This is a genomic window from Eggerthella sp. BIOML-A1, from assembly GCF_009875595.1.
GTDB lineage: Bacteria > Actinomycetota > Coriobacteriia > Coriobacteriales > Eggerthellaceae > Eggerthella > Eggerthella lenta.
Genome location: NZ_WWRZ01000001.1, coordinates 372,462 through 386,394 on the forward strand (window position 1 = coordinate 372,462; position 13,933 = coordinate 386,394).

Sequence of the window (13,933 nt, forward strand, 5' to 3'; positions counted from 1 at the left end):
GTGCACCGTCCAGTTCGACAGCGCATGAAAACGAAGCTAGGATAGGAGTTGAGCTATGAAGATCGATCGCGTGTATTACAACGGCGTCATTCGAACCATGGTGTCCGAAGGTGATACAGTGGAGGCGCTGGCCGTTCATAACGGAACCATTGTAGCCGCCGGTACGAGCAAGGAGATGCGTGCAATTGACGCGTGCGAGTACGTTGACCTGCAGGGAAGAAGCGTGCTTCCCGGTTTCGCTGACACCCATATGCACCTATTCCATGATTGTATGGGCCGTATTACGCCGAACCTAAGCGGGTGCCATAGCATTCCCGAAATCTTGAGCCTTCTCGAACAGCGAAAGGGAAGCATCAAACCTGGTCAGTGGCTTACTGCCGAGAACATGCACCTCGAGTTCTTGAAAGAGGGGCGTTTTCCGAACTGTGATGAGCTCGACAGCGTTTCTTCTGAAATTCCTATTTGCATCGGCAGTTTCTGCCACCATGTTCATGTGTTGAACTCTGCGGCACTGGCGCTAGCGGGTATCGATGCGTCTTTTCAGCCGATGGTGGCTGATCATGTGGGCCGATTCGATGATGGTCGTCCGGACGGCGTCGTACGCGAAGTGGTGTATCCCGAGCATGTTGATCCTGTCATACCCCGCATGAGCTTGCAGGAATGCGTCGATGCGGTTCACGAGCATTTGCAGTATTGCTCTTCACTTGGACTTACCCAGCTCGAGGTGAATCAGGAGGACGGACCCTTCGGTGCCCGTCTTTATACCGAGATGCGTCGTCAGAAGGGGCTGCCTTGCCACCTTACGCTGAATTGGTATCCCGAGTATCCCAATGTCCGCGGTTTGGTGACGGGGTTCGGAGATGATGATTTGAAACTAGGCGCCATCAAGATGCTTACCGACGGCGGCATCGGATCGGCCGGTGCGCTCATGCTCGAGGATTACGAGAATCCGGTAGGGACTCGAGGCGAGTGCAACTACACGCAGGAAGAGTTGGACGAGCTGGTGAAAACCGCCTACGACGCTGGTCATGACGTTTCGATTCATGCTATCGGCGACGCGGCGAACGATATGGTGCTCACTGCGTTCGAGCGCGCCTACGATCCTGCAGTGGGCGACGCGCGCCGCTTCTACTTCGTTCATGCCACGTTGGTGTCCGACACTTTCATCGAGCGTGCGGCCAAGATTCCCTGTGTAATAGCCATCCAGCCGGTGTGGCTTGAGAACTTCGTGAACTTCGGCGAGCTGCGCTTGGGTAAGGAACGCGCGAACCGTCTGTTCCAGATCAAGGACATGATGGATGCCGGACTCATCGTGGCTGGCGGAACCGATGCGCCGGTGTGCACAGTGAATCCCTTCTACGGCGTCGAATGCGCGGTCACTCGTCAGGCCGTCGGCCGCGACGACGTGACTCTCGGTGCTGATCAGGCGATCTCGGTGTACCGAGCGGTGGAGATGGTGACGAAGAACGCCGCCTACTGGTGCAGCGAGGAGCATCGCAAGGGCACGCTCGAGGTAGGCAAGCTGGCCGACTTCATTGTGCTCGATCGGGATATCTTCGCTATCGATCCGAAGCTGATCCACGAGACGCAGGTGCAATTGACCGTGTTGAACGGCGACGTGGTGTTCGAGCGCGCGTAGCGTAATCTATTCGAGGGTGCGGAAGGAGCGGAGAAGATGAGACGGCCGAGGGCGGTGCGGCATCCTGAGATGCCGAGCCTTGCGACGATCGACGAGGGAGGCGTGACTTCCGCCCTCGGCTTCACGGCTTCGGGCGTGCATGCGGGCTTCTACGAGGGTAACGACCGCCTCGACTGCGCGCTGGTGTCGGCTGACGTACCCTGCCCCTGCGCGGCGCTGTTCACGCGCAACGCGTTCAGCGCCGCGCCTGTGGACGTGTCGCGGGACCATCTTCGCCGCGTCTCGTTCGGGTTCGTGCGCGCCGTGCTGATCAACTCGGGCAACGCCAACGCGCTGACCGGCGAGAACGGCCTCGAGGTGGCGCGGCGCTCGGCAAGCCTCGCGTCGGGCGAGCTGGGTTGCCGGGAAGACGAGGTGCTGGTGGCTTCCACGGGAATCATGGGCTCGCGCCCTCCCGTCGAGCCGTTCGAGTGCGGCGTTCCTCTTGCGTGCAGGCGGGCGTCGCGCGACGGCGGCCACGATGCGGCGCGCGCCATCCTGACCTCCGGCGCGCACCCGAAGGAAGCTGCCGTTTCGTACCGCAGCACCGATGCGGCGTACCGGGGCTGTACGTTCACCGTAGGCGGCATGGCGAAAGGCCCCGAGATGCTGTTGGTGCTGACCACCGACGCGCCGCTTTCTCCTGCACTGGCGTACCGGGCGCTTGAGGAGTCGGCTTCCGCAAGCTTCAACAAGGTGATCGTCGATGCCGGCTCGTCCATGAACGATAGCTGCTTCCTGCTCGCTAGCGGCTATGGCGCGAAGCCGGGAAAGCCCATTCGCGAGGGCACCCAGGCGTTTCGCGAGTTCTCCGAGGCCTTGAAAGAGGTGAGCGGCCGCCTCGCGCGTTGCATAGCGTCTGACGAGCAATGTGTATCGTGCCTGATCACCGTGCATGTCGTCGGAGCCTTCGACGAGGCCGACGCCGACCGGGTGGCGCGCTCGGTCGCCCATTCGCTGGTGGTTCGGTCCACCGTTGCCGGACGTCATGCGAACTGGTCGCATATCGTCTCTTCGATCGGATACGCCGACGCGCTGTTCATGAGAGAGCGCGTGTCGGTGGATGTCATGGGCGTTCCTGTGCTGAGACGCGGAGCGCTGTGCCCCTTCGACGAGCAACGGCTGCTGCGCGAAGCGGGCGATCGGGAGATCGTTATCCGCGTGGACCTTGGGGCGGGCGGTGCGCAAACGACGTACTGGACTGGCGATCTGCCGCCGGGCTAGGCGTCCGGACGACGGGATGCGGGCCGCGCGAAGACCGTGCGGTTCGCAGCGCGGCGTCGCGGACGGCGCACGCGCGAATCGACGGCGCGATGGAAGGTGATTTCGGTGACGGTCAAAATGGTGGAGATTTTCCTTCAGATTCTGATCCTGTTGGCGTTCGGCTTCTTGTTCTCCAAGCGCGGCATCATCACGGAGTCGATGAAGAACGGCTTGTCGACCTTGCTCTTGAAGGCCGTGTTGCCGCTGGTCATCCTGTCGTCGTCCCAGGTTGCTTTCGATGGATCGGTGCTGCAGGGGTTCGTGGTCACCATGGCGGTGTCGTTGGTCTTCTACGTGGTGGTTGTCGGCGGCTTGGGGCTTGTCCGGAAGCGCATTCCCATCCCTGACGGCGGCAACCGCATCTTCGTGCTTTTGTGCGCATACGGCAACGACGGGTTCATCGGCATCCCGTTGGCCATGCAATTCTTCGGCTCGTCCGGCATGTTGTACGCCATCGCGGCGAACATCGTGTTCAACATCACCCTTTTCAGCTTCGGCATCGCGGTTTTGCAGGACAAGGCGAAGCCCGATATCAAGGGCATTCTGCTGAACCCTTGTCTGATCTGCACCGTCGTCGCGCTTGTGCTGTACGCGCTTCCGTTCAGGTTCCCGACCCCCATCGCGGACGCGTTCAATATGGCCGGTTCTATGATGACGCCGCTGGCCATGTTCATAATCGGCTACGAAATGTCGCGCATGAAGCTGTCGGATGTGGTGAGAGACAAATGGGCGTACATCGTTTCCTTCATGCGCCTGCTGGCCTTGCCCGCTCTGGCTGCGGTCGTCCTCTCGTTCGTGCCCGGGATCGACCCGCTGGTGGCTTCGGTCAGCGTCTTCCTGCTTGCTATGCCGTGCGGCACGCTCAACGTCATTCTGTCCCAGCAATACGGTGCGAACCCGAAGTTCGCCGCCCGGGCCACGACGCAAAGCATGTTCCTGTTCCTGCTCACCGTGCCTCTTATCCTGATCCTGGTGAAGGTGCTGTTCTGACTGATGGGGCGGCTCTTCCCGCGCGCCGAGCCTTCTCTCGGCTCGAATTGTTTCACGTGAAACATTTGAGGTCCGACGCGGATTGTTTCCCGTGACACAATCCGGGCGCGACACGAGATGCTCTTCGTGGGACATTCGAGGTTGCGATGTGGGATGTTTCGCGTGAAACATTCCGGATGCCGCGGGATGCTCTCGCAGGCTCTTTCTGCGATGGGCGCAGCATTCGATGCCCTGGGCGAGCCGTGCCGATACCGGTTTTCCGACCGCTTGCGACCGCGTTGCCCGATCCCTTCCTCTGCCTGCCGCGTCGGTGGGCTCTCTGCGTGAACGCCTCACCCGTTGCCGCTGTGCGCCTTTGGCGTCGGCGCCCTCCCCGCCGTCCGGCGATCGAACCCTCCGGAACTCATGTGGAGACCTCGAAAAGAACATGTGCAAACTCCATTTGCCTTCCAGATTGATATACTGTAATTCTGTGGTTCGAACACCGAAAGGAAAAACAGACATGCCGAGCACGGTTCTGATTGGCGCCCAGTGGGGCGACGAAGGCAAGGGCAAAGTCACCGACCTGATCGCGCGCGAATACGATTACGTGGTTCGCTACCAGGGCGGCAACAACGCGGGTCACACGGTCATCCACGGCGACAAGAAGCTCGCGCTGCACCTCATGCCCTCCGGCGTCATGTACGAGCATGCGGTTCCAGTCATCGGCAACGGCGTGGTCGTTGATCCCGGCGTGCTCATCAAGGAGATGGCCATGCTGGAAGCCGAAGGCATCTCCTGCAAGAACCTCAAGATCTCATGCGACGCGCATGTGATCATGCCGTACCACAAGGATTTCGACGGCGCCGACGAGAAGCGCCTGGGCGAGAACAAGATCGGCACCACGAAGCGCGGCATCGGCCCCTGCTACCAGGACAAAGTGGCCCGCAAGGGCATTCGCATCCAGGACCTGCTGGACGAGAAGATCTTCCGCCTTAAGTTGGAAGCGGTGCTTTCGCAGAAGAACCCCATCCTCGAGAAGATCTACGGCCTGCACACCTACACGGTGGAGGAGATCTGCGAGGAGTACCTGCCCTATGCGCGCATCCTCAAGCCGTATATGGCCGAGACGGCCCAGCTGCTGAACGAGGCCGTGCGCGCCGGCAAGTCCATCCTGTTCGAGGGCGCGCAGGGCACGCTACTCGACATCGACCACGGCACGTACCCCTACGTCACGTCCTCGTCGTGCTGCGCCGGCGGCGCCGCCACGGGCACGGGCGTGGACCCCACGGTCATCGATCGCGTACTGGGCATCCAGAAGGCCTACGTCACGCGCGTGGGCGAAGGCCCCTTCCCCACGGAGCAGCGCTTCCCCGAGGACGGCGGCGAAGGCGAGGAGGCCGAGGTCGGCGAGCTGCTGTGCAAGGTGGGCCACGAGTTCGGCGTGACCACGGGGCGCAAGCGCCGCTGCGGCTGGTTCGACGCGGTCATCGCGCGCTACGCGGCCGAGGTCAACGGCCTCACCGACGTGGCGCTCACGAAGCTCGACGTGCTGTCGGCCTTCGACACCATCAAGGTGTGCACGGCCTACGAGTGCGAGGGCAAGGTGTACGATTACTTCCCCATGCAGCAGAGCGTGCTGTTCCACGCGAAGCCCGTGTACGAGGAGCTTCCCGGTTGGAAGGGCGTCGACATCACCGAGTGCCGCACGTTCGAGGAGCTTCCCGAGAACGCCCAGCGTTACGTGGAGTACCTGGAGAAGATCACCGGCGTGCCGGTCAGCATCATCGCTGTCGGCCCCGACCGCGACCAGACCATCATGCGAGGCTGGGATCGGTAATGTTCCGCCGTTCTGTCGAACGGCGGAACGACTCGGCGCTTCTCGCTGACGTATGGGTTCGACCTGCAAAGCGACGAAACGTTTCACGTGAAACACTTCGTCGCAATGACGTGCGACATGGGAACAAATGTTTCACGTGAAACAGTGGCAACACCAGCAGCACTGAAGCGCTTTTGCACGACGTAAGTAGTTTGAGGGTTTGAAAGGACCTGACATGAACATCTTGGTATTGGGTGGCGGCGGTCGCGAACATGCCATCGCGTGGGCGCTGGCGAAGTCCCCGCGTACCGACAGCCTGTACGTAGCGCCGGGCAACGGCGGCACGGACGGCATCGCCCAGAACGTACCCGACCTGAACCCCGAGGACGGCCAGGCCGTGCTGGCGTTCGTTCGCGAGAACGCCATCGACTTCGTGGTCATCGGACCCGAGGCTCCGTTGGTTGCGGGTGTTGCCGACGTGCTGCGCGCCGCGGGGGTTCCCACGTTCGGGCCGGACGCCCAGGGTGCCCAGCTGGAAGGCAGCAAGACGTTCAGCAAGAAATTCATGGACGCCAACGACATCCCCACCGCTCGCTACGCCAGCTTCACCGACCTCGAGCCTGCGCTTGCCTACGTGCGCGAGCTGGGCGCGCCCATCGTGGTGAAGGCCGACGGCCTGGCCGCTGGCAAGGGCGTCGTGGTAGCCGACGAACTTGAGGACGCGGAAGACGCCGTGCGCTCCTGCTTCGACGGCGCATTCGGCGACTCGGGCAAAACCGTGCTCATCGAGGAGTGCCTGACTGGCCCCGAGTGCTCGATGCTGGCGTTCGTCAGCGACGGCAAGGCGCACTGCATGGCCACCGCCCAGGACCACAAACGCGCGTTCGACGGCGATCGCGGTCCGAACACGGGCGGCATGGGCGCGTACTCGCCGGTGCCCATCGTGACGCCGGACGAGCTGGCGGCCATGCACGACATCATGGAGCGCGCAGCGGTTGCCACCGCGCGCGAGTTCGACAACGATTACCGCGGCGTGCTGTACGGCGGCTTCATGCTGACGCCCGAAGGTCCGAAGATCATCGAGTTCAACGCTCGCTTCGGCGACCCTGAGACGCAGGTGGTACTGCCGCGTCTCGAGTCCGACCTGGCGGATATCATGCTGGCCGTGGCCGAAGGACGCCCCGACGACATCGACCTGCGCTGGTCCGAGCAGTGGGCCGTGTGCGTGGTGCTGGCCAGCGAAGGCTATCCCGGATCGTACGAGAAGGGCAAGGTCATCCTCGGAATCGACGAGGCCGAGCAGATCGAGGGCGTCACGGTGTTCCATGCCGGCACCGCCAAGAATTTCGACGACGAGCTGGTCACTGCGGGCGGCCGCGTGCTGAACGTGGTGGCGCTGGGCGACTCGTTCGACGACGCGCGCGAGAAGGCGTACGAAGCGTGCGATCTTATCAACTTCGAAGGCAAGCAGTACCGCAGCGACATCGGCAAACGCGCTGCGGCCGGTCGTGCCGCTTGGGAGAACTAAATGCTTTCAGAACGCTTGCTCACGTCTGTTGTTCGCGAATGCACGAAGAATTACCTGCGCCTCGAACCGACGCAAGAGCGACGCGTGCCCGGCCCGAAGCCCGGCCAGAAGTACATGCTGTACATGCATGTGCCGTTCTGCGAGCGGCTGTGCCCCTATTGCTCGTTCAACCGATTCCCGTTCGCGGAGGATCGTGCGCTACCCTACTTCGCCAACATGCGCAAGGAAATGCTCATGTTGAAGGACCTCGGCTACGACTTCGAAAGCCTGTACGTGGGCGGCGGCACGCCCACCATCATGATCGACGAGCTGTGCGAAACCATCGACATGGCGCGCGACACGTTCAGCATCGGCGATGTGTCCAGCGAGACGAACCCGAACCACCTGATTCCCAGCTACCTGGACAAGCTGCAGGGTCGCGTGCAGCGTTTGAGCGTTGGCGTGCAGAGCTTCGACAACGACCTGCTGAAGCAGATGGATCGCTACGACAAGTACGGCAGCGGCGAGGAGATCCTCGAGCGCATCGGCGAGGCCAGCCCCTACTTCACGTCGCTCAACGTGGACATGATCTTCAACTTCCCGGCGCAGACCGAGGACGTGCTGTTCAGCGACATCGAGCGCGTGGTGGAAAGCGGCACGAGCCAGACCACGTTCTACCCGCTGATGGCCAGCCCCAGCGTGGCGCGCTCGCTGGCTCGCACCGTGGGCAAGGTTGATTACGCGCGCGAGCAGCGCTTCTACGAGATCATCTCCGAAGTGCTGGCCGGCGGCGAGAACCCGCTGTTCGAACACGGCAGCGCCTGGACGTTCAACAAGCGCGGCACGGGCGCGGCGGGCGAGGGCGCGATGATCGACGAGTACGTGGTTGATTACGAGGAATACCCCGCTATCGGCAGCGGCGGCATCACGTATTTGGGCAACAACCTGTACGTGAACACGTTCTCGGTGAACGACTACAACGACGCCATCGAGCACGACCGCATGTCGTTGATGGGCAAGGCCACGTTCAGCAAGCACGACCGGATGCGCTACCGCTTCATGATGCAGCTGTTCGGATTGCGCCTGGACAAGCGCCAGTTCAAGAAGGATTTCGGCGTGTCCGTGGAGCGCGGTCTGCCGGTGGAGATGGCGTTCATGAAGGCCTCGGGCGCGTTCGACCGCGACAACGCCGACGAGCTGACGCTTACTTCGCGGGGCCGCTACCTCATGGTGGTGATGATGCGCCAGTTCTTCATCGGCGTGAACAACCTGCGCGATCAGGCGCGCGCCGCCCTGGTGGGTGAGGAACGCGAGCTTATCTTCGGCGATGGCAAATAACCGTTTGTCCGCATCCGCTCGAACACCGAAACGCCCGCGCATCTGCCGCGGGCGTTTTTCGTGTGTGCCGAGCCGCGTCTGGCAACGTGTTCCGGCTCGACTGCGAGCTCGGGTGTCCGACTGTTTCACGTGGAACGCGCTTGTTTCCGTGTTCCGCGGAGTATCCAACGTAGACGTTTTCATCGGCGGGCGCGCGTTTCGGCATTCCTCGGCAATGTACGTGCTATGATACAAAACCACAAAGAGGGACGTTCTATTGCCTGATAGGAGGAGGAAACGGCATAGACGTGGCCAAGAGGGGACGGCATACGGAGGGCTTTACGCTCGCCGAACTTCTGATGAGCGTTGCCATCATACTCATCCTTGCTGCCATCGCCTTCCCTTCCATTGTGTCGGCGCAGAACAACATGCGCATGTTGGAGCTGAACAACGCCGCCCAAGCCATCGCGAACGCCGCCCAAGCCCAGATGACGGCCAAGAAAGTGTCGGGCACGTGGGTGGATTCCGTGAAGGACGGCGACTCGTATCGCGTCTGCTTCCCCGCCGCGCGCTCGGCGGATGTTTCACGTGAAACATCCGAGGGCTCATCCCGCTCGCAGGGCGAAACGGAACATGTTTCACGTGAAACACTCGGGTCCGACGAGGTTGCTCCTCCCTCCGCTTCTGCTGCGGAGTCTTCCAAACGTTACATGACGGCGGACACCGCCCGCGAGCAGGGTATCGTCCCGGCGCTCGCTGTGGAGGAGGCTGTGCGCGACGCCGACTATATCATCGAGTTCGATGCCGACACGGCGCAGGTGATCGGCGTGTTCTACGCCGACGGAAGGTCCGGCTTCTTCGGATCGACCCCTACCTCCACGAACGCCGCGAAGACGTATTACGAAACCGAGGGCGCCTCCACCGATCAGGCGGCGCGCATGGGTCACGACCCCATGATCGGCTACTATGGCGGCACCCCTGCCGGCGCCACGCCCGAGAAAGCGCTCGCGAATCCGGTGATCTGGGTGGACGAAGCAACGGGCTGCTTGATGGTGCAAGATCCCAACATCGCCGCGGACGGAAGCGCGGGCTCCACCACGTCCACGGTGACCATCGAGAACACCAGCAAGAACGTGGCGTTCGCGATTTCCGGGTTGAGCAACGGAACGACCATGGTGTCGTTGTCCACGGCCGATGACGGTTCGGATCCGGTTGGCTTCACCAACTTCGCCGCAGCCATCAAGCAGCAGACGCGCGACGACGCGAACGTGAAGGGCAATGTGTGGGCCATCGACCTCAATGCCCTTTCGCAGCTGGTGACGAGGGAGAACGATGGCAAGCCGACGACCGGCGGCTCCCAGGAGGCGGCGCTCAAGCAGGTGTTCGACGCGTGCGTGGCGGGCGACGCCCTGACGGTGTCGGTGGAGACGAAAGACACCTCGCGCAGCTGCGTGCCGGGCACGGCTGCCGCCCATGTGGAGTGGCCGAACCCTGCGGGCAAGCTGACGATGCTGATAACCAACCCGTACTCCGCCGTCGTGGCCGGCGAGAAGAACGAAGCTTACACCGATCCGCAGGTGCGGTCGACGGTTGCGGACAGCGCGCATCCTTCCATTGGGGCGGGCTCCGGCAACGGCGACGGCGTGGTGAAGGACGGGTTGACGGTCACCCCCTTCTATGAGGATAAGGATAATCACTTCCGCGTTTCCAACGCGAACACGCAGTTGAAGCAGGAGAACCCGCAGGCCGGCTACCAGTCGTACGCGGGAGGCTGGATAGCCTCGTCGTCCGTGCGTGACGACGCCACGTACCGGCTCGAGGGAACTGTGGGCGCGTACAACAATCATGCGTACCAGATTTGGGAGCTGTGGATCAAGCGAGCCGACACCGGTGAATGCATGCGCGTGGGCTACTTGAACGATGGCAAGTGGGAATGGGGCGTGTTCAACCAGAAGGGGGTCAACTACGACTACCGTTTTCTGAACGACTGCTTCACCTGGTACGGAACAAATGAAACGGGCGATGCTTCGGGTACCCTTGCCGGAACCGATACCGATGCGAACAACGTCATATCCCTGCGCCTCGATGTGCAGAAGTTCTACGCCGAGGCCGAGAACCATAAGAACCACGGCTTGGCCGACGAGGACGGCAATGCAACGGTGTACGTGCGCACGGCTCCGAAGGCATCCGAAGTCCAGGCGTACTTCAACAAGCTGGCGGTTCCTGAACCGGCTTCGGTTGAGAATCCGTTGAAGGCTGCCTATCTGAGCGGCAGCGCCCGGGAGACCGGCTCGCGCACCGCGGATACCCCGTCGGTCACGGCACGCGCCGCGTTCGAAGGCGAGTTCGGCGCCTCGTCGTCCGACGTGTCATGGGCGGTGTCCAAAACCACGGTCGCCGGGTTTTCCCAGGGCGACGAATACCTGAGCACCGCCGGCACCGTGCCGGTGCGGGTGTACTACTCCATCGCCCCCGGGGTTGGTTTCGCGAACATCAGATCTTACGATAACGGCAACGGCAGCGGGTACCTAAGCGGCGTGCTCAGCACGCGCTTGACCAACGTCTCGCTTTGGCTGTATCGCGGTCCCTCTTTTGATGATCTTGCCGTTATGCCGCCCGCACTTCTGAAGAACTACAAGGGGTTGGAGTTCTCGTGCCGCCAAGGAAGTACGTACGACTTCAAGATAACCACCCAAGAAGACTACCGCTTCTACCGGGCGCTGCTCTACTACACCGAGCAGGGTGTTGGAAAACCCGATTATGCGGTTCAGTATGTTCCGTATTCGTCGATCGAGTCGGAAGTTGTTCTGGGTGAGGTCGACCCTCCTGCGAAACCCGAGACAGACGAGTTCACCTATCGTTTCGTGGGTTGGGAAACGGTTGATGTTCGCGATGCCGGATCGGGGTCGCTTGTCTGCGTGCCGGGCGATACGGTCGGAAAGTACGACGGCCAGCTGGCATTCATGGGAACGACGTTCGTGGCCAAGTTCGACGAGATACGCAAACCGAAGGTGAGCCTCGGTTTGGCGTATATCGAGCTTGATGCCAACGGTGCTGCGACCAGCTGGTACGGCTATTACGGAACCGACGAAGGCTCGTTCGTTAATGAGCTTCGCACAGACAACGCCATCGACGACTGGGGGTACTTCATCCTCGTTGGGGAGGGCACTGAGAAGTCAGCCATCACACAAGGCAAAGGCAGCCAGTACAAAATCAAGGATGAAGAAGCTATAACGGTTTCTTTGTCTGGGACGACGTATTCTGCATATCGCATCCTTGCGTCGGGAGATGCTGTGCTGAAGAATCAGTCTACGCCGGTGGAAGTGCTCGTGAACAAGTCCCAGCCGAACGAGTTGACCGCAACCTACCAGGTCAACTTCAATTTCGCCCGCGCCGTGACACTCGATGGCGACGCTGCGAAAACCTGGGGAGAAGATGCTTCGCCCTGGAGCGTGCGCCATGCTATGCAGTTTCCTGGTTCATTGAAATGGTTTAACAATGTCAACGGCGTACAGTATGCGTACATGGGAGATGCCTTTATTCAAGAACATGATCTCGATATGAAGAATATCGTTGACGGGTACAAGTTCAACAACATATTCACAGGGGCTTACGATGGCGGAAGCTACCGTATCTTCAATTTCGGACGAGCGACGTATGCCAGCCTTGGCGATGCCAGCGGCTTTTCCGTGCTGAACTCAGCGAAAGAGTACGAGGGTGTTGGGCAGGGGCAGGGTCTCTTCCCTTGGGTTCTCAGTGATGGAACTTCGTCTGCGGTTATAAAGAACGTGAGGCTTGTCGTTGACGGCAATTCGTATGCCGCCGTCGGTACGAACTCGAACTCGAACTTCGGTTTTCTGGTGGGCAATGCTGCGAAGTCCAAGATTGTGAACTGTACGCTTGAGGGTGCTAGCGAGAACGCGACTGCTGTCGTGGACAGGCTTTCCTACGGAACCCATGCGGTGTCACCGCTCATAGGGTATGCGGAAGAGTGCGACATCGAAAAGTGCAAGGTTTTCGATGTCGATGTCCGAGTCTCTTGGAGGGATACCGGGACGGTCGATGGATTGTCGGCGGGTTTGATCGTTGCTCGAACAAGCCAGGTGAACCTATCATCATGTTCGGTGACCGACGTCGTCTTCAACATTGAAAACAAAGTGAAGCCCTCCTCGGTCGTTTGCTTGGGCGGCGTTGTCGGTAGTGCCGGGTGGTCTCTCAACGAGAGTTACTGCACGGTGAAAACGGTGTCGTTCTCGTTTCCGGAGAACCAGCAGGTGCTTACCCGGCTTTCCGCCGGTTCGGTGATCGGCGGTCAAAGCGGTGCGTGTTCGGCGCACTACAACACGGTCACGCAGCCTGTTCAGTACTCTTTGGGTGGCAGCGCATGGGTTCCCATCGAGGCGGAAGTTGGTGGTTCCCTATGAAGCGCGTGAGGATCCTTCGTGACACTTCCGGGGCTTCTGTCGTCATTGCGCTGGTGTTCTTCCTTATTTGCGGCATCATCGGGTCGGTGGTGATGACGGCTGCCTCGGTGCAGGCCAAGGCAGCGCAGACGCACGTGGACTTGCAGCAGAAAGAGTACGCGATGCAGTCGGCGGCGAAGCTGATGGCCCAGCAGCTGGGCGGCGAGGATGCTGTCTGGGAGGAGAAATCGGTAGTCGTTAAAATCGCCTACGATACCGCAGGTGAGGCGAGTGTCGATACGAATAGCTTGCGCTCGATGATCGGCCAGAATTTCTGGACCGAACAGCGCACGAAGGACATCCTCGCCGCCCGCGCGGAGGGGAAGGATTACGTGCTGGGCGGCTCCGCATCCAACCGGTTGCGCATCGACCCTCCAAGCGAGGCGGGGGGTCTCGCCCCGGTGTACGGCTGCATCACGGTGGATCCCGACCTCAACATCACCGTGGAGTTGTCGCTCGATTCCGCTTTCGCGGCGGATTCCCCCTACAACACCACCATCTCCATCCAATGCACGCCCACGTTCGATAGCCAAGGCCGCGTGACGGTGATCGAGTACGGCGACAACACCACCGTGAAGAAGACGGAGGCGGCGTGATGATCGGCAAAACGACGCGCGTGCTGCGCGAGAAACTGCAAGATTGCCACGGCGACACGATGGTGGAGGTGCTGGCGGCAGTGTTCATCGCGGCGCTGGGCGCCACGATGCTCGCCACCATGGTGACGGTGTCGGCAACTGCTTCGGCCCGAAGCCAGCAGGTGCTGAACGCCTCGTACGCCGCGGAGGCTTCTTTGTTCGATTCGTCTGTTCCCCTTCAAGAAGTCTTCGTGACGATTCCCGACTCTGAGGAAGCGACGCGTATCAAAGTGAACGTGTACCAGTCGGGCGGCTATGCATACTACGAGGAGGGTCGGTAGC

General features: G+C 61.1%; 9 protein-coding genes. All 9 read left to right on the top strand.

The features are described from left to right. Nucleotides 1–55 precede the first annotated feature (55 nt). The 9 genes from GT590_RS01600 (at nucleotide 56) to GT590_RS01640 (ending at nucleotide 13,932) form a co-directional block, all read left to right on the top strand. A complete protein-coding gene (locus GT590_RS01600) occupies nucleotides 56–1,639 on the top strand; it encodes an amidohydrolase (protein WP_086414133.1) in 1,584 nt (527 codons plus the stop codon). A 36-nt stretch (nucleotides 1,640–1,675) separates the two neighbouring features. Further along, complete coding sequence (locus tag GT590_RS01605; RefSeq protein ID WP_086414132.1) at nucleotides 1,676–2,902, top strand: bifunctional ornithine acetyltransferase/N-acetylglutamate synthase; 1,227 nt, start codon at nucleotides 1,676–1,678, stop codon at nucleotides 2,900–2,902. A gap of 105 nt (nucleotides 2,903–3,007) precedes the next feature. Continuing rightward, the gene (locus GT590_RS01610; RefSeq protein ID WP_086414131.1) at nucleotides 3,008–3,931 is read left to right on the top strand and encodes an AEC family transporter; all 924 of its coding nucleotides are present in this window, start codon (nucleotides 3,008–3,010) and stop codon (nucleotides 3,929–3,931) included. A 502-nt stretch (nucleotides 3,932–4,433) separates the two neighbouring features. Next, nucleotides 4,434–5,750, top strand: coding sequence for an adenylosuccinate synthase (locus GT590_RS01615; RefSeq protein ID WP_161170802.1), 1,317 nt, complete (start codon nucleotides 4,434–4,436; stop codon nucleotides 5,748–5,750). 214 nt (nucleotides 5,751–5,964) lie between these two features. Then, complete coding sequence (purD, locus tag GT590_RS01620; protein WP_009305615.1) at nucleotides 5,965–7,257, top strand: phosphoribosylamine--glycine ligase; 1,293 nt, start codon at nucleotides 5,965–5,967, stop codon at nucleotides 7,255–7,257. Beyond that, complete coding sequence (locus GT590_RS01625; protein WP_161170803.1) at nucleotides 7,258–8,574, top strand: coproporphyrinogen III oxidase family protein; 1,317 nt, start codon at nucleotides 7,258–7,260, stop codon at nucleotides 8,572–8,574. Between the two features lie 287 nt (nucleotides 8,575–8,861). Beyond that, nucleotides 8,862–12,977, top strand: coding sequence for a prepilin-type N-terminal cleavage/methylation domain-containing protein (locus GT590_RS01630; protein ID WP_161170804.1), 4,116 nt, complete (start codon nucleotides 8,862–8,864; stop codon nucleotides 12,975–12,977). Next, nucleotides 12,974–13,612, top strand: a complete 639-nt coding sequence (locus GT590_RS01635; protein ID WP_161170805.1) for a hypothetical protein — start codon at nucleotides 12,974–12,976, stop codon at nucleotides 13,610–13,612. Before GT590_RS01630 ends, GT590_RS01635 begins: the two co-directional genes overlap by 4 nt. Then, nucleotides 13,612–13,932: a hypothetical protein gene (locus GT590_RS01640; RefSeq protein ID WP_161170806.1), complete on the top strand. Its 321-nt coding sequence runs from the start codon at nucleotides 13,612–13,614 to the stop codon at nucleotides 13,930–13,932. The genes GT590_RS01635 and GT590_RS01640 overlap by 1 nt, the downstream gene beginning before the upstream one ends. Nucleotide 13,933 lies beyond the last annotated feature (1 nt).

Bases quoted from the DNA above. Each gene is read 5' to 3' on its own strand.
- GT590_RS01635 (WP_161170805.1), top strand. From the start codon at position 12,974: ATGAAGCGCGTGAGGATCCTTCGTGACACTTCCGGGGCTTCTGTCGTC.
- GT590_RS01600 (WP_086414133.1), top strand. From the start codon at position 56: ATGAAGATCGATCGCGTGTATTACAACGGCGTCATTCGAACCATGGTG.
- purD (WP_009305615.1), top strand. From the start codon at position 5,965: ATGAACATCTTGGTATTGGGTGGCGGCGGTCGCGAACATGCCATCGCG.
- GT590_RS01615 (WP_161170802.1), top strand. From the start codon at position 4,434: ATGCCGAGCACGGTTCTGATTGGCGCCCAGTGGGGCGACGAAGGCAAG.
- GT590_RS01640 (WP_161170806.1), top strand. From the start codon at position 13,612: ATGATCGGCAAAACGACGCGCGTGCTGCGCGAGAAACTGCAAGATTGC.
- GT590_RS01625 (WP_161170803.1), top strand. From the start codon at position 7,258: ATGCTTTCAGAACGCTTGCTCACGTCTGTTGTTCGCGAATGCACGAAG.
- GT590_RS01605 (WP_086414132.1), top strand. From the start codon at position 1,676: ATGAGACGGCCGAGGGCGGTGCGGCATCCTGAGATGCCGAGCCTTGCG.